The following is a 22,475-nucleotide window of genomic DNA, read 5'->3' on the forward strand; positions in this document are numbered from 1 at the left end:
TAAAATGTTTCATTGACCTATTTCTCACTCTCATTACTGCAAGGAAATAGGATGGGAAGACCGTATATAATAGGGCAAACCAACCCGAAGGTCCTTGCCGATGATTGACGAAACAAAAATGCAGGATGAACTGCGTCCAGAGTATGACTTGAGAACTCTACAGGTGAGAAAAGTTGGGACCGAGCGAACGCACTTAAAAAATGAAAAAGTCCGTTGGATGGGATGTCCATCGGGTTTTTGTTTTAGAGAGTATAAAACAGGATAAATAACGGAACAATAGGGGGCTAAAAGTGGAGTCTTATATCATACATAAAATTATGGAAGGGCTATCTCAACACCTAAAAGCTTTCGATTCAAAGGGAAAATTTCAAATTGCTTTTTCATCACAATTCCAGGCAACAGCACCGGCTTATCGGGTGCGCCTGGGTGTCCAGCCCATCCAAAGAGTACCCAACATTGTGGACATTTGGGCCAAAGATTATGAAACCCAAAATGTCGTCGCCATTGACTTGGCGTATCCTACCGCCAAACAAGGAATGGTGTTAGAGCCAACAGGTACAGCTGTTTTTTTACCCGACTACCCGGAGATAGACACAGCAAAATCAGAATTTCGTGAAGCTATCGAAAAACTTGAATGGGCAGTAGCGGCACAATTAGCTAATAAAGGATTTGCGATTTTACTAACAAATCAGCCAAAGCTATGGGAAGACTTCCTGGAAAAGATAACAACAACCGACCATATTACCCCTTCAAGAACTTATGATATAAACTGGAAGGATTATTCGTCATTAACTCAGGGAGAAAACCCCTGTTTTAGGTATCTCGTCGTCGAGATCAAACCCTAAACGAGATTCAGGGGTTATAGGTAAACGAAATATGCCCTCCGTCACAGTGAAAAGTTAGGCGGCCATTTGCTCGGGGTCTAACTGTTGTGTGTGTTTTAAAATAGAATTCACCCATCAGACCCTGGGTATCCCTCAGGGCCGAATATGACACCATCTCTAAAGACCTCATCCAAACCTACCCCAAAGACTTCATCCGCCTCACATTCGGACAGGACGATTTAGAAGTCCTCGACATCCTCAACACAGAGCAAACACCGTTGAAACACGACACATGGACAGCCTTATCCGCGTCCTTATCGCGGGTGAGGAGGCGTTGATCCATACGGAGTTTCAAACCACTGACGATCCGTCTATGCCACGCCGCATGGCGGGCTATATTATACGTGCGATTGAGCAGCACGACCTGCCGATTTATTCCAGTGTGATCTACTTGCGGCGCAGTGCAGGTCGGCGCGATCCAGGGTACTTTGTTCAGGAAATATCCGGCCGTCACGTTGTGATCAAATACACAGTGATTCGGCTCAGTGAGATAGAGGGACAGGACATTCTCGATGGCGGACCTTCGGGCTTGTTTCCATTCGTCCCCTTGATGAAACATCCTGTTGGCATAGATTCTGAGGCGTGGTTGCGTCACTGTGTTGACGCTGCGAATGCGCTGCCGGTGGATGAATCAATAAAGGTTGACATTTTGGACAGGTTGGTGATATTGAGTGGGTTAGAGTATGATCTGGCACTGATCAATCGTATTCTATTACAGGAGGGTCTTATGGATGCTATTATGCGCGAATCGTCGTTTGCACAATACATTATGAAGCAGGGCATTGAGCGCGGGGAGAGAGACCGCGCTATTGCCGATATCATCGAGGTGCTGGAAATTCGATTCGATCTACCTGAAACAGATCCCTTATCTGCTCGCATTGCCGCTATTGAAGATTTGCAACGCCTCAAGCAGTTGCATCGTACGGCGATTCAGGTGTCCAGTCTTGAGGCATTTCAGCAAATATTAGATGAAGCAGATTAAGGAGGTACAATGCCTGACGCGAAAACACCGCGTCACATCCATACGAATCGGTCAGCTAAGGCTGATTATCTCGCGTGTAAGGAGATCTTGAGCGGATCGAAGAACAGTGCTGAAACCACTTGTATGGATCGGTCAACTAAGGCTGACTTTCTCGCAATTAGAGCGTTCTTCTGCGGGAGGTTGTACGACGCTGAAACCATTTGTAAAGTACTCGTAGAGGAGGATCTCATGGACCTCGTCTTTGAGTCATCCTTTGTAAAACAACTCATCCAACAAGGCAGAGAGAAAGGCATCCAACAAGTCAGAGAGCAAAGGGAAAGAGGCTACGCCATAAAAAATATTATCACGGTGTTGGAGATTCGATTTGATCTACACGAATCAGAACACCTATCTGCTCGCCTTGCGACCATCACGGATTTGCAACGTCTCAAGCAGTTGCATCGTGCGGCGATTCAGGTGTCCAGCCTTGAGGCGTTTGAGCAAGCGTTGGATGCGTGACGCGATTATGTGGAATTATGCACATATCCTTCAAACTATATGAATAAGCTCGGTGGACCGGTTATCCATCGGGCTTTTGTGTCTTATAGGACTTCTTTATGATTGTTGATACGCATGTTCACATTTGGGAAATTTCGGATAAGTATCCGGTTGGTCCCACTGCGCCGACCTGGAATAGCTATCCGGATGAGTCGGGTACTGCTGAGGAACTTTTGGCCGATATGGATGCCGAAGGGGTGGATTGGACGGTGCTCGTGCAGACGAGTTGGTCCACATGGGATAATGGTTATATTGCGGATTCGGTGATTCGGTATCCGGATCGGTTTGTCGGGCATGGTCTTGTTGATCCCCAGGATCCCGATAATGCCGAGCAGGTGCGCTACTGGATCCGGGAGCGCGGTCTGGTTGGGTTCCGTTTACATCCGATGTACTATCCCGATGAAGAGATTCTGCTTACGGAGCAGAATGGTCCGATGTGGGAAGAGATTGTGGCGCTCGATGCTGTTATTCAGTTTCATTTGCGGCCTGAGGATGCCGATCAGGTCGCTGCGATTGCTCAGCGGTGTCCGGATACTGTTCTTATCTTAGACCATATGGGGTATCCGCAAATAGATCGTCCGCTTGCTAAATATCAGCCTGTTCTGGATCTGGCGCGTTTTGACAATGTGTTTTTTAAACTTTCTGATGTGGCTGGGCGTTCGCAAGAAGCTCATCCGTACGAAGATGTGCATCCCTATATTGAGGCGGCGCTGGCGGTTTTTACTGCTCAGCGTACGGTCTGGGGGACTGGTTATCCCGGGTATCACCGGGTCAAGCACAAGTGGCCCACGCTTGCTGATGAACTGCGTCTTATTCGCGAGGGGTTGCCCTTTCTGACGGATGGGGATATAGAACGCATTCTGGGCGGGACTGCGGCTGAGATATGGGGTCTGTCGGGATAATACGGAAAGAGATGAAAAAATGAGTTATGACGCTATTGTTATCGGCGGTGGTGTTGTCGGGATTTCTGCCGCGTATCATCTGGTGTGCGACGGTGCAAAGACCTTGCTCGTTGATCGGAGGGATGCGGGGCGCGCTACGGATGCAGGGGCGGGTATTCTTTCGCCCGCGACCAATACCCGCGATCCGGATCCCTGGTTGCGTCTTGCTGCGTTTGCTTCCGAATATTATCCACAATTGGTGGATAATTTGCAGGTGGAGCAGGATGGGGAAACGGGTTTTGCAACATGTGGGATGATGCTTGTCGCTGTTTCTTATGATGAGATAGAGTCTTTTGCTATTGCGCGACAACACATTTTTAATCGCCGGGATCAACGAGGTGAACCGGCTGAGGAAGATCTGTACGAGATTTCCTCGGATGAGGCGCGCAGACGCTTTCCCGCTCTGGGAGATGTGCGTGGTGCGATTTATTACCGCGATGCCGCCCGCGTGGATGGTCGGCTTTTGTCGGCTGCTCTGCATAGGGCTGCGGAGGCGAAGGGTCTTGCGGTCAAACACGCTGGGGTTGAACAGCTGTTGATCCAGGATAATGCGGTTACTGGTGTTATAACAGATGGAGAAACGATTTCTGCTGGTAAGGTTGTGATCGCGGGTGGGGCATGGTCGCAGGCGTTTGGCGATCAACTCGGCGTTCATATTCCGGTTGAACCGCAGCGCGGTCAGATTATTCATTTGGGTCTGGGCGATACGGATACGTCGTCATGGCCTATTATCAGTGCGGTGCGGGGTCACTATATGGTCCCCTGGCCGGATGGCCGCGTGGTTGTGGGGGCTACGCGGGAGACTGGATCCGGTTTTGAGGCGCGCACGACTGCCGCGGGGGTGCTCGAGGTTCTGGCAGAGGCCCTGCGGGTGGCGCCGGGTCTGGCGCAGGCAGAGGTTCGGGAGATTCGGGTTGGGCTGCGTCCGTACACGGAGGATCATTTGCCGGTGCTGGGGAGCGTTCCCAATATTCGAAATATTTATCTCGCGACCGGGCACGGTCCCACGGGCTTGCAACTCGGTCCTTATAGCGGGAAACTCATCGCGGATCTGGTTCTGGGGAAAGATCTCGCGACAGAGATTGATGCGTATCAAATTACACGATTTTTATAGGGAATATATGTTATGTCATCGTCCAATCATACCTATCAAGTCGGCGTTAGCACGGTCGATATTACCCCGCCCGTGGGGATTTATCTGGCCGGGTTCGCGGCGCGGCAAGAGCCTTCTACTGAGGTTTATCATCCTTTGAAGGCTACGGCGGTTGCGATAGATGACGGCGAGACACCGTTGCTTATTGTCGGTGCCGAGATTCTGGGTTTTTACGAGCGCACCGAAGAGGTACGAAGCAGGATTAACGCGGCTACGGGTATTGATCCGGCGCATATTATTCTCAATGGTTCGCATACGCATTGCGGTCCCTGTATCCGGGAGATGGACAGGGAGCGGCACGGGGAACTGGACGACGATTATCTCGAAGATCTTTTTGAAAATGTCGCAGAGTGTGCAAAAACAGCCTGGGAAGATCGGTCTCCTGCGCGTCTTAGTTTTGGTACGGGGAGTTGCGATATCGCGAGGTCCCGTCGAAAGGCAGATGGAAAGGGCGGTGTGGCGTGGGTGCCCTCTTTGGAAGCGCCTCATGACCACGATGTCCCGGTTATTGCGATTGAATCTCCCGAGGGCGAGTTGCGGTGTGTTATTTTTTCTTATGCCTGTCATCCTACCAGCCGTAGCGGGACGCTTATTGGGGGGGATTACGTGTGTTTTGCTTACGACCATATCGAAACGGTGTATCCCGATGTCGAGACTTGTTTTTTGCAGGGCTGTGCCGGAGATCAGAAGACGAAGCCCGTCGATCCGATGTCAAAAGTTTTTGTTCAGCGAGAGGTCGATGAGATCCGGGATATTGGTGTCGAATTGGGGGAATCCGTTATCCGTGTACTCGCTTCGCAGAACCTGCGGCACATAAGCGGTCCGATTTCTATTGCGCAGACGGTGCTGAATATAGAGACCGAACCCATTGATATGGATCTGGTCAAGTCCAGTCTGAATGCCGGTTCGGACTATGTACGGGCCTGGGCGCGACATTTGTTCGAGAGCGTTGAAAATAATATTCCGGTTGCGACCAGCTTTCCGTTTGAGATCCAGACTATGCGTTTTGGCGATGCGCTGGCTATTGTCGGGCTTGCTGCTGAGATGAATGTGGAGCACGGGTTGCGTTTGAAAAGAGAATTGGCGCCTTATTTTGAGAATCTTCTGGTGGCGGCTTATACAAATGATATTGTCGGTTATATTCCCGTCAAACGCCAGATTCCAGAAGGGGGCTACGAGGTCTGGTTCAATCAGCAACACTGGAAGCGCACGGGCCCCTTTGTTGAAGATACAGAAGACCGCATTCACGACGCGGTACACGAGATGCTCGATGTTTTAAAACAGGGATAATTGCTCGGCGGGTTTGCGTCTGGTGCGCAGATCGACAAAGTCGATCACTTCTTCGGGGATGTCGGCTACAAAGCGCGATATTTTGGGCGCGATGCGTTCGCCAAATCGCCTGCGGCTTCGGGCGCGGGTCAAGATCACTTCGTCTTGTCCGCGGGTTATGCCGACGAAAAATAGGCGTTTCTCTTCTTCGATATCCGCATTGGCGTGCGGGATTAATCCTTCCTCAACCCCACAGATAAATACCACGGGGAATTCCAGGCCCTTGGACGCATGCAAGGTCATGAGTGTGACGGCTTCGGGCCGCGCAATTTTTCCACGACGCACAAAGTCGCCATCCTGTCCCAGGGTGATGATGTCCAATAACTCCGCGATGGAATCCACGCCTTGAGCCAATAGGCTCAATCGCTCGAGGTCGATATCGTCTGATGTCGCAAATTCTTCTGCCCATTTTGCTATAAGTTCGGAAGGCGATAGGTGAGATGTTTCATCGTGGAAGCGATCTACAGCTTCTATCGCGGCGTCTAATTTTTCCTGTACAGCGTCAGATAGTCCGGTGTTTTGAGCATGACGACGCATTGTTGCGCGCGCTTCTCTGCCAGGGTCAAATGTGGGGATGGAGAGGAGGTCGATTATATCTCTGGTGGTTGGGGCACTGGAAATGTCGTCCTTCAGGACGCACTTAAAAAACGATAGGGCGTGCTGTACCGAAGCCGCGTCCAGATAGCTTTTTTGCCCGATGACGCGGTAGGGGATGCCCGCCTGTAAGAAGCACGCTTCCAGGGCGTCTGCCTGGCGTCCGGTGCGGAATAATACGGCGAAGTCGTCCAGGCTGCGTTTGCCTTCTTCGTTGGCTTGCAATAGGTCTGCGCCGCCGACCATTCGGGAGATTTCTTCTACAATGGCGATGCCTTCGCCGGTTTCGCCGGGTGTGGATAAGGCTCTCAGTTTAGGACCGTTTTCTCGCACGGGGACGTACGATCGCTCGCCAAGCAGGCTGGATGCTGCGGAGATGATCTGAGGGGTGGAGCGATATGTGTGCTGCAGGATTACTTCGTTTGATCCGGGATAATCCGCTTTTAATTGTGCAAAATATCCCGCGCTCGCGCCCCGAAAACCGTAGATGGCTTGATCGGGATCGCCGATGACGAAGAGGCCCGATCCATCTCCGGCCAGTTTTTGAACCAGTGCGTATTGTACGGCGTTGACGTCTTGAAATTCATCGACGAGTATGTGGGAAAAACGCGCCTGGACTGTTTGTAAAATGTCACCGGAGAGTACATTGTGGAGGATGAGCAAGATGTCGTCAAAGTCCATGAGGCCATAAGTGGTCAGGCGGTGTTGATAATTGGTGTAAATGGTTTGGAGTTCGGTGTCGGTGATGTCGGGTATTTCCTGTCCTGTAGCTTTGCATAGCGAGATTTGGGAGAGGGCGTCATCGACCGATGTTTCGGTGTCGATGTCGGCTATTGCTTCCTGTAAGACGGTGCGGGCTTCTCCTCGGTCAGCTATTGCGCCCAGCTGTTCGGGGGCGTATTCTCGCAGGAGGTCTAATGATAGGCGGTGGAATGTGCCCACGCGCATGGGTACGAGTTCTTCTCCTCTGGAGGATAGGGATACGATCCGTTCCCACATTTCAGTTGCGGCGCGATTGGTGAATGTTACGGCCATTATAGAAGCGGGTGATACACCGCGGTTCTGGATCAGGTCGATTACGCGATGGGTGAGTGCCCGGGTTTTTCCGGTGCCGGGTCCCGCTGTTACGATGACGGGACCTTTTTCCGTTGTTACGGCTGCTTGCTGGTGGGGGTCGAGAAGTGGGAAGTGTGAAGTGGGAAGTGTGAAAGAAGAATCTTTGGCTATTGAGTTTTCTGCGCTCTTGTCCAGGCTCGCGTTCTCTGCTTTCTCTTTCGAAGGCTCCTCGGCTGGTATGTGAAATAGCGATTCCTGTCCGCTCAGGCGTGCGCGGTCTTCGTCGGAGAAGACTTGAATTTTTCCGTACACGCCGTCGTATCCCGGGTCTATGTGAACTTCCCCTTCGCGCATGCGTCGAATGCCTTCGGCGATGAGGAAGTCTCCTGTTTTGGCGATTTCTTCGATGGGCAGTTCGCGCAAGATTTTCAATTCTGCTCCGTGTGTTGATAGCATTTGTTCGTACACGGTTTGTACGCGCTTGCTGGTGGGTCCCACCTGGAGGACTGAGCCGATGATTTCCGGCAGTGGGATCAGGTTTTCAAAGGGCATCGCCACGTCGGGGCGGTCGCCTTCTGCGCGGTCTGCGAGTTTTTCAACGCGGTGGAGTACACCAACGGTCAATTTGCGGCCGCATACCGGGCAGATTTCGTTTGCGTCGAGGGTTTGTACGGGTTTCCAGCATATGTCGCATTTTCTGTGTCCGTCAAAGTGGTATTTGCCTTCTTCGGGATAGAATTCCAGGGTGCCCGTAAAGCGCGTTGGGTCGCGGTCTTTTAATGCGTCATACATTCCTCGGAATGATAGGTCTGTGTTAAAGCAGGTGGCTTCGCGGGCGAGTTTTTGTGGGGAGTGGGCGTCTGAATTGGAGACGATTGCGTAGTTGTCCAGCATGGATAGGCGCCAGTTCATCGGCGGGTCGGAAGATAGGCCGGTTTCTACGGCGAAGATGTGGGGGAGCATGTCTTCAAAACATTCTTCCAGGGTGTCAAACCCGGAACTCGCGCCCAGGACAGCAAAATGAGGGGTCCAGATGTGCGCGGGTATGAAGAGTACCTCGTCACAGGCTTCCAGACAGATCTCTACCAGGTCCCGGCTGTCCAGGCCAAGAATGGGGCGTCCGTCGGATTTCAGGTTGCCTATTGCGCCGAGTCGGGCATTTAATCGCGCCGCAGCGTCAAAACTCGGCATTGTGACGACGTGATGTATTTTTCTGGTTTTGTCGTTCTTTTTGTATATGAGACTGATTTCGACCGAGAGCACAAACCGCATTTGTCCGCGACAGGCTTGTGGCAACTCGGCGTCTATGCCTCGCCTGAGGTCTGAGCGCAACTGATATAGCCCTTCTTCGGCGGGTTCGAGTTGGTCGCGCAGTTCGTCAAACCATACCGGATGGGTGAAATCTCCGGTGCCCACTACTGTCAGACCTTTAATGAGGCTCCACCGATACAGGTTTTCGGGGTTCAGGGTCTTGCTGGTTGCGCGGGCAAAACGCGAGTGCAGGTGTATGTCGGCGATGTATTGCATGATACGCTCAAGAAACACCCTGCAAAGAAAAACGTCAATGGGTTTTTCCATTGACGTTTTTTTAGTACACCGTGAGGTATTATTTCTGTTTGTAAGATGCCGACTTTAGACCGTATTCGGACATGCGCAATTGGAAATACTGTCGGCCAATCCCGCATTGTTGCGCTGCCTGGGTTACATTGCCCTGTGTTCGCTTCAAGGCTCTGTCGAGATACTCCCGCATAAACCGGCTGTTCGCCAGTTGTCTGGCTTCTTTAAACGGGAGGTCAAATACATCGACCTCGGCTTTGGATCCTCGAATGCGAGGATGCAGATCGGATACGCGGATAATTTTACCTTCGCTCATGACCATCAATCGGGCGACTTCGTGTTGTAGTTCCCGAACATTGCCGGGCCAGGCGTAATGCGACATCCTTTGAATTACTTCGGGGGAAAATGCGCGATTGTATTCTTTCATACTTTTGCAAAAATGCGTGATTAAAAGAGGCAAGTCGCTCAGTCGCTTCCGCAAGGGTGGCAAATGTAGAGGTACGACAGTTAAGCGGTAATAGAGATCTTCTCGGAAAGTCCCTTTTCGCACCATTTTTTTCAAGTTACAGTGTGTCGCAGTGATCAGGCGCACGTTGGACCGGCGCATGGATGCTTCGCCTACGCGGCGAAATTCCTGTTCCTGTACCAGGCGAAGCAATTGCAACTGAAGGTTGGCAGGCAATTCACCCACTTCATCGAGGAATAGCGTACCGCCTTGGGCAGATTCAACCAGTCCGATGCGCGTTTGGCTGGCGCCAGTAAAAGCACCTCGAACATGCCCAAATAACTCGCTGCGCGACATTTCAGAAGAGAGCAGACCGCAGTCAACGGTTACAAATGGTCCCCTGTTGCGGTGGCTAATGCCGTGAACATAACGGGCGAGCAATTCCTTACCCGTGCCAGTTTCTCCACTGATGTTGACGGGCAATTCGCTATTTGCCACGCGGTACGCGCGCTTTTGCACGTCTAAGAGTGAGGAATGCTGTCCAATGAGCGGCCATTTATTGAGGCCGGATTTTTTTGATTGATATATTTCTCCCATCACCAACAATCTGTCGAGACTCCCACCCAAAGAAACAAAATAAATGGCATCTAACAGAGTGTTAATCCCTATTTGGATGCCGTATTGGATACCAGTTTTTCATCAGAACTTCTTTGCTTATGATACCACTTCCAGATCATATCGTCGCTGTAACAAAGACGCATCCGCTTCTGCAATCTCCATACACATCTCCATCGCCAATTCATAGCGATAACGCGTCTGTTCACAAGAAACTGGATTTGGATACATTGGGTCACCCGTCGTCGTCCGTGCCTCCCAAAGACATCCGCCACCACACAAGTTGCGCGCCCAGCACGTCTTGCACTCAGGCCGATTATTCACATTGAACTGCGCGTCAAAATGCTGTTGCTTTTCGCGATCAATACCCGCAAACACATCACCCATCTTAAACTCGGGCGCGTCGGCCAAACTCGAGCAAAAATAAATCGACCCATCTGCTGCAATAGCCAGATACTGCTTACCACCCAGACACCCATGACAGGATTTTTGGCGCGTCAACAGTTTTTGAATCCGCGGATCAAACTCTTCACTCTCTTCACCTTTTAGAATGGCTTTGAGCGCACGGCGGCTTCGCTTGTAAATTTGCTGCTTCAAAACGGGTATGTGTTCTTCCCCAATCGCATAGGGCGCATCCGGTGAAACAACAGCCGGACCAACAAGCGCGTTATCAGTACCCAGAGAACGCAACGCATCGGCAATCTGATCCTCGTCCATATCATACGCTGTCATAACAGCCTGCAAATACACGCGTTCTGGTGCCTCAGCAGTCAATTTCTGTACATTCTTTGCCACAACATCATAAGTACCGGAACCATTGTGAAACTTGCGAATGCGGTCCTGTGTCTTACGTCCCCCATCCAGGCTGACCTTAATCTGAAAATTTTCATCAACCAAAAATTGTTTCATCTCGTCGGTCAACAACGTGCCATTGGTCACAATGCCAAAACCAACCTGCACACCCAACCGCGCTCCCAGGGATTTGGCAAATGGGACAAGCTTCTGCATCAATGGAAAATTCAAAAGTGGCTCCCCACCAAAAAAATCAATCTGGCACCGCCCAAACACCTGAGCCTCGGTAACAATCCAGCGTATGGCTTGCTCGGCAACGTCTGGTTGCATCAGCATGGCCTTACCGCCATAATCTCCGCCGTGGGCAAAGCAGTAAGCACATTGAATATTGCACGTATGCGAAACGTGCAAAGACACCTGCAAACGATCTGTCTGCGAAACCCCACAGGCTGCCATCCCTTCTATGGTCGGCACATTGGATACCAGAGGCAATGCACCATCCGAAATCAAACCCACCTGAGACAGTTCCCCAATGGCCTCGCCAATCTCTTCTGCCTCGTATTGATCGGCCAACCTCTGGACAACCTGGGCAACAGACAAACCCTCGCAACACGCTAAAATCGCCTCGAAAAGGGTATCCAATTCAAAAAACAGACCCGTCTCCACCTGATAGGCAACAGGCTGTTTTTGCTCTTCAGTATGAAAAAGATGCATGTCGCATTTCTGAATGCACAGCATGTCAAGCACTCCCTAAAATTAAATCACTCAGCTTGATCAAAATCGTTCCAATCGTCATCATCGGGAAAGGGCAGGGGAGGAACAGATGGCCAACCAGATCCGCAGCCAACTCCAAAACCGTTCTCAGCCCGATACGTAAGAATGCTACCTTCTTGATCTATTGCTCCGTTGACCAAAGTCAATTTACGTCGTGTTGCCATGTTATCCTCCTTTAATGAAAAAAATCTGCGCCATAACGGTTTACCCTTTCCATATTGCAAGATCCGTGCCCAAAATCGTCTCAGCACAAAAAAAGCACTTGAATGTGCTCAAGTGATTGAAAAGCAAAGAGATAAAATTAAAAAATCATTTATGCTAAATTTGGGAAATTCTGGCGAAAGTGCATACAGTTGGATGCACCTCTAAATCGCTTATTTAAAGAAAATTAACATAACTATCTGAATTATATAAGGATAGATAGGTGCATACAATTGGATGCACTACTGCATACAGTTGGATGCACCTGTTCAACGTCTATTTCAACTCCAAACGATTGATCTTTTTTTGTAGGCCAGCACGCGTTATCCCCAGTTCTTTAGCCGTATGCGTAATATTGCCCTCGCATTTCTCGAGCGCATCCATAATCAACCGTTTCTCATATTCCCGAACACGATCTCGTAAACGTTTTTGGTATTCGACAGAGGCACCTGACACCGCGTGGTCGACAGCTTCTGAAAACAAATCGGACGTGATTTCACCACCTTCTTCTGACAATGCTACCGCAAGTCGAACCTTATTTTCCAACTCGCGCACATTGCCCGGCCAGTCATAACTTGTGAGCGCCCTGATTGCACCCACTGTCAGCCCTCCAACCGACTTGTTTGAATCTTTTTTTGCTTGGGTGAGCAGGTGTTCGGCCAATAACGGCACATCTTCAATGCGTTGTCGCAAAGGCGGCATAGCGATCTGAATCCCGTGCAACCGATAATACAAGTCTTCGCGGAAAGAACCTTTTTCAACTTCCTTTTTTAAGTCCCGATTGGTCGCTGCAATAATGCGCACATCTACTGCGCGATCCTCTGTTTCTCCCACACGCCGCACTTCTCCTTCTTGTAACACCCGCAACAAACTCCTTTGTAACTGTGGCGAGGCATCAGCGATTTCATCTAAAAAAACCGTACCTCCATTGGCCGCCTCAAAAATCCCCTTATGATCTTCAGTCGCTCCTGTAAATGCGCCTTTTTTGTACCCAAACAACTCGCTCTGCAACAACTCTGGTGAAAATGCAGCACAATTTTGCGACAAAAATGGCTGGTCTTTGCGCGTGCTATTGTAGTGTATGGCACGCGCTGCCAATTCTTTGCCCGTACCTGTTTCGCCTTGCACAAGCACGGGTATATCACTTTGTGAAGCGCGTTCGATAAGATAGTAGATCGCCTGCATCGCATCACTTTGCCCGACCAGGTCGTCAAGCTGGTACTGCCTTTCGATCTCTTGCTGCAAATATTGCGCTTTTTCTTCCAATTGTTCGTACATCCTCGCATTGACCAGTGCCATCCCCACCAGATTCGCAAATGCTTGTAAAAACGTCTGGTCTGATTCAAAAAATGCGTTGCCTATGCCGCGATGATCCACATATAGGGCACCCATCGCACCTTCATTAAGATGGAATACGGGTACGCACAATACAGACCGAATGTGGTAGTCTATTACGCTTTGGTACCGATTGAATCTTTCGTCTATCTGGGCGTCAATGCTCAAGATGGGTTCATTTGTCTCAATAACCCGACGAATAATCCCCCGACTCAGTGCTTCTGCATCATCTGATTCTACATTGTAGTAGCGTACCGCATCAACCACAAAGCCTTTTTGGGTCTCATTTTTTATCGCAACAAGCACCCGTTCTGCTGGATAAACAGCTAACAAATTACCCAAAGTTCGATCCAATAATACTTTGACATCGCGCTCTGTGGTCAATTCCCTGCTCACAGCGTAAAGCAAGCGCCAGCGATCAACAGACAACGTATCGACTGAAATTTTAGAACTGAATGCGGCATTATTGCCGCGGCCATCTTTGTCGTGAGATAATTGATTTAATAGCACCTGTGTTTTCTCCAAAAAATAGGACATTTCCATTTCTCCAAATGCCTGTTTTGCCCCTTCGAGATACTCCGTAGCTCTTGTCATATCATCGCGCTGGAGATAAATCTCCCCTACCATCAGCAATGCCCGCGCCCAGTGATCGCCTTTGGATTCTCTTCGGCATTCAATCGCCTGCTCAAACGCCTGTTCAGCCTCCGCAATCCGCCCTGCTTTGTCTAAAGCAGTGCCAATACCACAATACACCAGGGGCAATATGCCTGTGTACATACCCGATGTTTGTTGCACACCTTCACTGGCTTTTTCTGCCCATTCAAGAGCTACTTCTGTATCTCCCGTCCTTGCAGCAGCCGTTGCCGCAATCGCATAAGCGCGATAGATATAATCTCTTCGCGGTGTTTGCAAAAAACGTTCCACAGAGGTCTCGGCATATTCCAATGCCTCGGCAAAATCACCGCGTTCCAGAGCCAATTCCCCAAGCCAGAGAAGATTCATTGCTTCCCAGTACACAACGCCTCGCTTATGCCATTCACCAATGACCTCGTGGCAAACGGCTTCCGCAAGATTGAAATTATTCAGATAAAAATAAACTCTTGGAAGAAAATTGAGTGCCCAAGTGCGATGGTGTTCAAACCCAAGTTGCCTAAATGTCTTTACAGCAGTTTCCAAATATCCCTTAGCTGTCTCAAATCGAAATCCCACCAATGCAGCTTGACCTTCTCTGCCTTGTATAAAAGCCTCATTTTGCGGGTCTCCCAGCATACTACGTTTCTCTATTTCCCGACGCATATATGCAATAGCATCTTTGTGTCGTTCAGACACATCACACAAATAAGCCAAACTAACTAACGCCTGAATTTCTCCGTCGATATCACCGAGTTTCTGATAAAGCTGTAATGCCTCCAGCATATATTCTTCTGCTATTTCTCCTCGTCTATCTAAGCTGTGAATACCACCTTCCCGATTCAAGATACGAGCCTTTAAGTCTTTCCGATCAGCAGGCAATAACGCCTGTGCCTCGTCTAAAAGTGCCAGTGCGCTATTGTGCTGACTACAATTGCACAACGCATCTGCATAATCACACAAAAAGTCGATGGCATCTGCAGGTGATTCAAAGGCGTTATCCGCTGTCCAATCCCACACAGCCTCGAACCGTATCCTTGCCTGGCGATACGCTTGTGTCTCCAATGCCTTTTGGCCTGCCCGACGCATATATTTCACAGCCTTATCCCGCTCTTCTGCCGCGGCAAAATGATCCGCTAATTCTTCCGTTAAGTCTTCTGCATGTTCCGTCTTTTCCAAAGCATTGCCAATTTCTCGATGCAACAACCGCCGCCGCACATCTTGCATACGATCGTAAATTGCCCGCCGACACAATTCCTGCGAAAATCGATATCGATCTTCATCCTTTCTACAAGCTGTCAAAAGCCCTTCTGCAATCAAGTCGTCCAATACATCCAGCAATTCTAACTCATCGCCGCGCCAAACCGTAGCCAATAATTCAAAAGGAAAATCACTCAGAAAAACACAGGCGTATTCCAGCACCCGACGTTGCACCGCAGGCAGCGTAGCTATGCGTCTGTGCAAAACCTCTGAAATATCATCGGACAACAAAGTTTCGGGAAATTCTCCCCACTGCCAATCGCCGGACCCATTCTGTCGAACCACATCGGCATTCACCAGTGTCCTTACCGCCTCCACGACAAACAGGGGTTGTCCACCTGTTTCTCTGAATAGGGATTGTAATGCATCTCGCGGTATGGATATTTCACCCAACATGGACGCCGCTAAATACCCCACTTCTTCACGGGGTAGATTTTTCAACTGAATCCGGGTCGCTTTAGCAAGTTCATTGCTGTGTATAAAATTCTCAATTTCCGCTGAAAGCGGCACCAGGTTAGGCCATCGACAGGTCAGGCATAACAAAAATGGACACGGGTCTGGATCGCGCAACACATACTGCAAAAATTCCAATGTTAATTCATCAAGCCATTGAATATCTTCCAAACACAACACAATGGGCTGTTTCTGTCGCAGACGTTTTAATAACTGCAACCAGCGCTCCATAACAGAAAACTTGTCCGATTCTGCAGGGTCGGGTAACTCTGCCACCAAATCCACCTTCCCTTGAAAAGCATCGACCAACGCACCGTATATTTGTCCACCCTCTTCCTGACTCGCCCCTTTCAAACACAGAAAATCATGGATCAAAGCATCGCCCAATAGTTCCTCAATAAGTCTCGTTTTTCCCACACCAGACTCACCGGAGATCAGAACCACACGTTGCTCGCCAGCCTGTACATCCTGCAACATCGTGCGCAACATCTTCATCTCGGATTCGCGCCCGATAAATTGCGGACGCATCACTTTTCTATGCACATCGCGCTGCTCGTCATCCGGCAGCACAAACCCCGATGATACCACACCATTTAACGCCTGCACCAGTTCCTCTGCCGACTGATAGCGATCAACAGGCTCCTTTGCCAGCAATTTCAGCACTATTTGTTGCGTCTGGGCAGGAATCTCGACATGGGCTTCACCTATTGGTGGCGGTGACTCTCGAATATGCTTCATAATAACAGATATGGGATTTTGTCCAGAAAAGGGTGGTACGCCCGTGAGCATCTCATATAGAATCACGCCCAATGAGTATAGATCTGACCGATGATCCACCCACAATCCCTTACCCTGCTCTGGCGACATATATTCTGCCGTGCCAATGGCTGTGCCTGTCTGCGTAATGGAAACGCTATGCAGATGCCTGAGTTTTGCCAGTCCCATATCCAGAATCGTGGTCTCAATCCCCTCTTCTGTTTTCAAAACCATAATATTGGATGGTTTGAGGTCGCGGTGCACCGCACCCTGCGTGTGGATATAAGCCAATCCCTCGGCAAGTTGTTGTATCAAATCGAAAAAGTGAGATGTCCGGAATTGTCCTAACAGCGCCTGATCGGCAATTATTTTTTCCAACGTCTTTCCAGGCAAATACTCCATTGTAAAATAGGGACGCTCTTCGGCAAAGCCCCAGGTGTATGTGCGGACCAGGCGCGGGTGCTGAAATCTGTTCAACACTTGAAATTCTCTGTGAAAACGGCGGTGCACAGCCTTCTGATCCACCATGGTATTCAAAATTTTGAGCGCGCACTCCTGGCCTTGCTCCAGGTCTAACACCCGATAGACTTCGCCCATGCCCCCGGTTCCCAGATGCGCCTGGATTTGGTATTGGTTGTTGAGAATCGTTCCGTTTTCAAACATACACGTTATTTTTTCAGGTATAGGAATACATACGTGTGCAAAATAATGGATACGCCAATACTTCGTGTCTCTTATTGTCGTAACCCTGGCGGCACGCTGCAAGTTATTAAATGCTATCAACGTGTATAAAAAATTAAAAAATTTATGAGAAAACAAATGCATATATGCATAATTATACAAAAATCATGCTTTCTGTCCTGCGAGAGTCGAGTTGAGCGCATCGCAATCACTATACCATCCGATTGACTTATCAATCTACTTAATCTAAATCAGATCCTGTGTGGCATAATACCGTTTGAGCCGAGCCAATAGAAACCATTGCAAAAGAATAAAACAGACAAAAAGAACTGGTGCTTCATAGGTCAACATCAAATCGGGATACCAGACGCGCATCAGACTGATAAAACCTGTGATTCCAAAAGCCAAAATTATGCCCAAGATCAGGACAGCCATTCCCCATATCTGTCGCCGCGTTCTTTGAAATCCATACAGGTCATATTTGACTTGCAACCACTGCAACATCGGTAAAAGAACGACCCACCACCCAAGGACACAGAATATTTCCAAAGACATATCTCCTTCAGACACAAACCCGACCTTTATACCCGCCAGGATACCCAGAACGCCCAGTACCAGAATAGATGCTACAAAAAAAGAAATATTTTGTACCAGCAAACTGCTATACCGAATCCACATCCGCTGGGTGCGCGAAAGTGGATAGGCATACCCTCTTTTCAGTGAAATAGGAGGAATGAAAAGATACATACAAATGCCGAAAAACACTGCAGTAAATATATCCCCGTCGATCTTGGAGTCCAACTGGTCAAAATAGAAAATCATGTGATAAACTATTTTTGACAGCGTCTCAAAATCATACGGAGACCGATCCCACAACCCGAACATATGCGTTATACTGTTAAGAAAAAAGAACACCATTGCAAATACTGCAGTAAATGCGGAAAGTGGCGATCCCCACCTACCCAGACCAGAATTTTCATACTGACCAGCACGCAGCCAGTTGAAGATGCCTGTACCGATGTGATCGAAGTGCCACAATCTGGTATTCGACTTTCGCCTGTTCATTGCATTCTTTTTCCAAAACTCCCGGGTTTGAGGAAAAAGGGTTAAGCGCAGTGGAAGAACCAGAGAAAATGGCTTACTGCGAAAAGCGGTCTGGTTAAAGGCGAAATAATGAGTTCCAATTGCGATAGCGAATGCGATGAGAGCCAACCCCAATATTTGTTGCTCTCCAAAAGCGAGTATCTCTTGCCACAAATAGGCTGATGTCAGCCCCAGGAACACGATAAAGCCACGGCACACGGAAGCCAATCCGGGATTCTGGATACCAAAATTCCAACCCCCTGAAAGGGCAAATCCGATACAATAGAGGCCCAGATTCAATAGCAAAATCGTTGACCAGGACGTATTGAGAGGTGCATAAGTCAGTGCGACCGTCCACGCTACAACGGAAAATAGTCCGACTGTTGCCGACCAGATCAGCAGACGCTTGCGAAAATGCGGCAGGGTCCAGGTGAGCATCCGATACTGGTTCTCGCCTACCATACTGCCGATAGTCCCGCCCCAAAATTCAAGAAAGAAAAACAAAACGAACACAGAGATCCGATCTGTCTGGGAAGACATCCAGACGTGGGCGAGCAACAGATATGCAAAAAATGCGATGATGATGTAAACGGGGCTTCGCAAAAATGTGAAAAACGACAGAACACCCATTATGCGCCCTCCCGTATCAGGATGGGAAATAGCTGGTCGAGGTTTAGTGCATGATGTGACGAAATCACGGTTGTGTTTTCGTCCTCAGTCAAAAGTGTCATTAGAAATTTCAACAATGTCTCTCGGGTTCAACTTCCGCCTCAAGGTGATCTGTTTCTTCGCGCTTCGCCACCTGATAAAACCACCACAATCCAATCGCGGCCAATAGTACAGCACACACCACCACCCACCACGGCAGAAAGATCAGAGCCTTTGGATTTTTAAAGCCCGGTATTCCCGATCGTGCTAATGTAATAGCCAGAAAATTGTTCAATGCGTGTCCCAGGATACAAGGCAATAAAGATCCCGTTTGAATAATCCACCAGGCGAATACAAGCCCCAATATGAAGGCCACGGGAAATTGCGCTGGGTTCAGGTGATATATGCCAAACAAAACTGCTGACCAAATTGCGGCCTGATACTTTGACCAATACGCCAATAAACCACCCACAATAATGCCTCTAAAAAGTGCCTCTTCTATGATAGGTGTTTGAATCACTGCGCCGTAAAAGGCCAACCAATAAGAGGTTTTTTTGCCGACCAACCCGCGGAGTGTATCCTTCACCACCTCGGGCGTTGGGGCCAAAGACATCATCACTTTTCCCAATTCCAGAGAGACGATAAGCAATCCAAGGATAGATACCACAAGTGGCAGTAGCAATTGCCACGAAATGGCTTTTATGGGCATGATATCAGACCACGAAGCCCAGGTTCGACCGGTTCGACGCAAAACATAGTGTACGACCAAAACAAAACTCACCAGTGTCACTGGCCAGATAGCATAAGGACTTTTGTGTAACGGCTGGTCAATAATCGTTCCCAGGATCGCAACCGGTATCCCCAAACCTGCGCTAATCAGGACCAATAATACCAGCAGCCAAATAGACTGCTTTAGATTTGGATACGCCATCTCTTCTTCCTTGTTGATAAGGTTAAATCTAAATTAGGTCCTGTGTGGCATAATACCGTTTGAGCCGGGCTAACAGGAACCATTGTAAAAAAATAAAAGAGACAAATAGGATCGGCACTTCATAGGTTAGTGCCAAGTCGGGATATAGATTACGCATCAGAGCGGCAAAACCAGCGATTCCACAAGCCAAAATCATGCCCAATAACAGGAAAACTATCCTCCATATCCGTCCCCGCGTTCTTTGAAATCCATACAGGTCATATTTGAATTGCCACCACTGTAATATCGGTAACAGAACTACCGCCCACCCAAGGACACAAAGTATTCTCAGAGAAATATCCCCTTCAGACACAAACCCGATCTTTGCCCCAGATAGGATGCCCAGAACACCCAACACCAGAATAGATGCGGCAATAAAAGAAATATTTTGCACCAGTAAGCCGCAATACTGGGTCCACATCCGCCGGGTGCGAGAAAGCGGATACACATACCCTCTTTTTAAGAAAAAAGAGGGAAAAAGCATAAACATATAAATGCCAAAGAATACCGAAAGCGATATCTTCATGGCGATCTCGAAATCTAACTGTTCAAAATAAAAGATCATGTGATAAATCATTTTCAAGAAGGTCTCAAAATCGTAAGGAGATTGATTTAACAATCCGAAGAATTTCGTCGTCATGCCAAGAACAAAGAATACCATTGCCAATGCTGCGCTAAACGCGGAAAAAGGCCATCTCCACCCATCCAGACCAGAATTTTCATACTGACCGGCACGCAGCCAGTTGAAGATGCCTGTACCGATGTGATCGAGATGCCATACCCTGGTACTCGCCTTTCGCATCATCATTGCATTCTTTTTCCAAATCTCCCGAGTTTGGAGATCAAAACCCGAGTAGAATGACCCAGCAAAGAAAGAAAATGGCTTACTGCGAAAAGTTATCTGGCTAAAGGCGAAATAATGAGTTCCAATTGCGATGGCGAAAACGACGACAGCCAACCCCAATTTGTGTTGCTCTCCAAAAGCGAGTACCTCTTGCCACATATAGGCTGATGCCAGTCCCAGGAGTGTGAGGGGGACTCGGAACTTGTAAATCAACCCGGGGCGATTCGTATCTAAACTCCAACCCCCTAAAAAAGTAAATCCAATACAATAAAAGCCCAAATTGACCAGCGAAATCGTTGACCAGGACGCATTGAGGGGAGCAAACGTCAGCGCAGCCGTCCACACTACAACGGAAAATAGTCCGACAATTATTGACCAGATCATCAGACGCTTGCGAAAATGTGGCAGGGTCCATGTGAGCATCCGATGCTGGTTCTCTCCTACAATATCGCCGATAATTCCACCGTAAATTTCAATAAAGAAAAATAAAAAGAATACAGAGAACCGATGTGCGTGGGAGGCCAACGAGTTTTGGAAGAGAAACCAGCCTACACAAGAGGCGATGATAATGTAAACAGGGCTTCGCAGAAATGTGAAGAACGGAAGAATACCCATTATGCGCCCTCCCGAATCAGGATGGGAAATAGCTGGTCGAGATTCAGGGACTGACTGGTGATATCAGCTTGATATGTCTGTTTGAATTGGTCTGCATTGCCCAGTGTCTGATTGACGATCAATTGTGCCTGTACTCCGTTCACTGTTTGCGACAGGATATAAGGTTCAGAAAATTGCTGGGGCAGATTGTTTCCTGTGACTGTCCACTTCGCGTAGGTCTGGTGCAGATCGTCCAGTGATTTGTCGGCTTTGACCACACCTTCGTCGAGGCATACGACCCAATCTACTATTTTCTCGATGTCTCGCAGAATGTGCGAGGAGATCACGATTGTGTTTTGGTCTTCTGCCAAAAGAGTCATTAGAAATTTCAACAATGTCTCCCGGGCAATGGGGTCCAGGCCACTGACTGGCTCATCTAAGATCAATAGCTCGGGATGATGACATACTGCGAGAATGATTCCCAATTTTTGCATGTTACCCGAAGACAGGTTGCCCACGCGTGCGGAGGTTTCCAGTTCGAGTTCGCGCAGCAGATGCGCTTCCAGGTCGCGGTCCCATGTTTCGTAAAATGAGGATACGTAGCGCAGATGCTGTTCGACGGTCATCCATTCAAAAAAGCGATTTTCCTGGTGTACCACGCCTATGCGCGAAAGTTCGTTTGCCCCCAATTGATCGCACGCACGTCCCAGTGTTTTACACGTACCCTCTGTGGGCAAATACAGGCCGATCATGTGCTGGATTAAGGTGGTTTTGCCCCCGCCATTGCGTCCGATCAATCCAATTACGCGATGTGTCCCAAGAGAGAGCGTTACGGAGTTGAGCGCTGTGGTGTCACCGAATTTTTTGGTCAGTGATGTGGCTTCAAATACAGATGTCTGGTCATGTGTCATGATTGTCTTCCTCCAGGGTATCTAAGATGGAGTGGAAAAGATCTACGACTTCCGCCCGATCAACCCCCAACTGCCGAACCATTGTTGCCAATTGCGTGAGTTGTGGTTTGAGTTGTTCCAGTTTTTCAGCGTGTACGGTCTGATCTCGTAAGGGTTTTACGGTTAAAGGTCGTCCGCGCCGCCGCTCGACCAATCCCTCTGCTTCCAATAAGCTATACGCTTTGCTCACTGTCATTGGATTGAGTCCCAATTGCCCCGATAACGCGCGGGTCGAGGGCAGTTCGTCTCCCGGCGCGAGCAGCCCGCTGACTACGTGGAATTTCACCTGGTCGATAATCTGGCGAAAAACGGGTATGCCATTATGGTGATCAATGGAGATCAACATGAGGTATTCTCTCAATAGGTGAATTACTGTATTACTAATATAATACACTTGTTTTAAAATGCAAG

General features: G+C 48.9%; 15 protein-coding genes. 6 read left to right on the plus strand and 9 right to left on the minus strand.

What is annotated here, in order from left to right:
• The first annotated feature begins 290 nt into the window (after window positions 1–290).
• The 6 genes from F4Y39_16980 (at window position 291) to F4Y39_17005 (ending at window position 5,787) form a co-directional block, all read left to right on the plus strand.
• Window positions 291–845, plus strand: coding sequence for a hypothetical protein (locus F4Y39_16980; GenBank protein MYC15417.1), 555 nt, complete (start codon window positions 291–293; stop codon window positions 843–845).
• 271 nt (window positions 846–1,116) lie between these two features.
• Window positions 1,117–1,866, plus strand: coding sequence for a hypothetical protein (locus tag F4Y39_16985; GenBank protein MYC15418.1), 750 nt, complete (start codon window positions 1,117–1,119; stop codon window positions 1,864–1,866).
• A 9-nt stretch (window positions 1,867–1,875) separates the two neighbouring features.
• Window positions 1,876–2,364: a hypothetical protein gene (locus tag F4Y39_16990; protein MYC15419.1), complete on the plus strand. Its 489-nt coding sequence runs from the start codon at window positions 1,876–1,878 to the stop codon at window positions 2,362–2,364.
• Window positions 2,365–2,462: 98 nt separating this feature from the next.
• Entirely contained in the window at window positions 2,463–3,305 is an 843-nt protein-coding gene (locus tag F4Y39_16995) for an amidohydrolase family protein (protein ID MYC15420.1), read from the plus strand.
• Between the two features lie 19 nt (window positions 3,306–3,324).
• On the plus strand, window positions 3,325–4,458 hold the full coding sequence (locus F4Y39_17000) for an FAD-dependent oxidoreductase (protein MYC15421.1): 1,134 nt from the start codon (window positions 3,325–3,327) through the stop codon (window positions 4,456–4,458).
• Between the two features lie 12 nt (window positions 4,459–4,470).
• Complete coding sequence (locus F4Y39_17005) at window positions 4,471–5,787, plus strand: hypothetical protein (protein MYC15422.1); 1,317 nt, start codon at window positions 4,471–4,473, stop codon at window positions 5,785–5,787.
• Here the strand turns inward: F4Y39_17005 and F4Y39_17010 are convergent.
• The 9 genes from F4Y39_17010 to F4Y39_17050 all read right to left on the minus strand — a co-directional run bounded on the left by F4Y39_17010 (window position 5,773) and on the right by F4Y39_17050 (window position 22,407).
• Window positions 5,773–9,054: an AAA family ATPase gene (locus F4Y39_17010; GenBank protein MYC15423.1), complete on the minus strand. Its 3,282-nt coding sequence runs from the start codon at window positions 9,052–9,054 to the stop codon at window positions 5,773–5,775. The two genes, F4Y39_17005 and F4Y39_17010, sit on opposite strands and share 15 nt — an antisense overlap.
• Window positions 9,055–9,082: 28 nt before the next feature.
• Window positions 9,083–10,075: a sigma-54-dependent Fis family transcriptional regulator gene (locus F4Y39_17015; protein ID MYC15424.1), complete on the minus strand. Its 993-nt coding sequence runs from the start codon at window positions 10,073–10,075 to the stop codon at window positions 9,083–9,085.
• Between the two features lie 117 nt (window positions 10,076–10,192).
• The gene (locus F4Y39_17020; protein MYC15425.1) at window positions 10,193–11,623 is read right to left on the minus strand and encodes an SPASM domain-containing protein; all 1,431 of its coding nucleotides are present in this window, start codon (window positions 11,621–11,623) and stop codon (window positions 10,193–10,195) included.
• Between the two features lie 513 nt (window positions 11,624–12,136).
• Window positions 12,137–17,119 (minus strand): protein kinase, encoded by a 4,983-nt coding sequence (locus tag F4Y39_17025; protein MYC15426.1) that lies wholly within the window; start codon window positions 17,117–17,119, stop codon window positions 12,137–12,139.
• 102 nt (window positions 17,120–17,221) lie between these two features.
• Window positions 17,222–18,688: a hypothetical protein gene (locus tag F4Y39_17030; protein MYC15427.1), complete on the minus strand. Its 1,467-nt coding sequence runs from the start codon at window positions 18,686–18,688 to the stop codon at window positions 17,222–17,224.
• 109 nt (window positions 18,689–18,797) lie between these two features.
• On the minus strand, window positions 18,798–19,637 hold the full coding sequence (locus tag F4Y39_17035) for a CPBP family intramembrane metalloprotease (protein MYC15428.1): 840 nt from the start codon (window positions 19,635–19,637) through the stop codon (window positions 18,798–18,800).
• 28 nt (window positions 19,638–19,665) lie between these two features.
• On the minus strand, window positions 19,666–21,135 hold the full coding sequence (locus tag F4Y39_17040) for a hypothetical protein (protein ID MYC15429.1): 1,470 nt from the start codon (window positions 21,133–21,135) through the stop codon (window positions 19,666–19,668).
• Window positions 21,135–22,025: an ABC transporter ATP-binding protein gene (locus tag F4Y39_17045; GenBank protein MYC15430.1), complete on the minus strand. Its 891-nt coding sequence runs from the start codon at window positions 22,023–22,025 to the stop codon at window positions 21,135–21,137. The genes F4Y39_17040 and F4Y39_17045 overlap by 1 nt, the downstream gene beginning before the upstream one ends.
• Window positions 22,015–22,407, minus strand: a complete 393-nt coding sequence (locus F4Y39_17050; protein ID MYC15431.1) for a GntR family transcriptional regulator — start codon at window positions 22,405–22,407, stop codon at window positions 22,015–22,017. The genes F4Y39_17045 and F4Y39_17050 overlap by 11 nt, the downstream gene beginning before the upstream one ends.
• Window positions 22,408–22,475: the final 68 nt, after the last annotated feature.

Source organism: Gemmatimonadota bacterium (genome assembly GCA_009838845.1).
Classification (GTDB): domain Bacteria; phylum Latescibacterota; class UBA2968; order UBA2968; family UBA2968; genus VXRD01.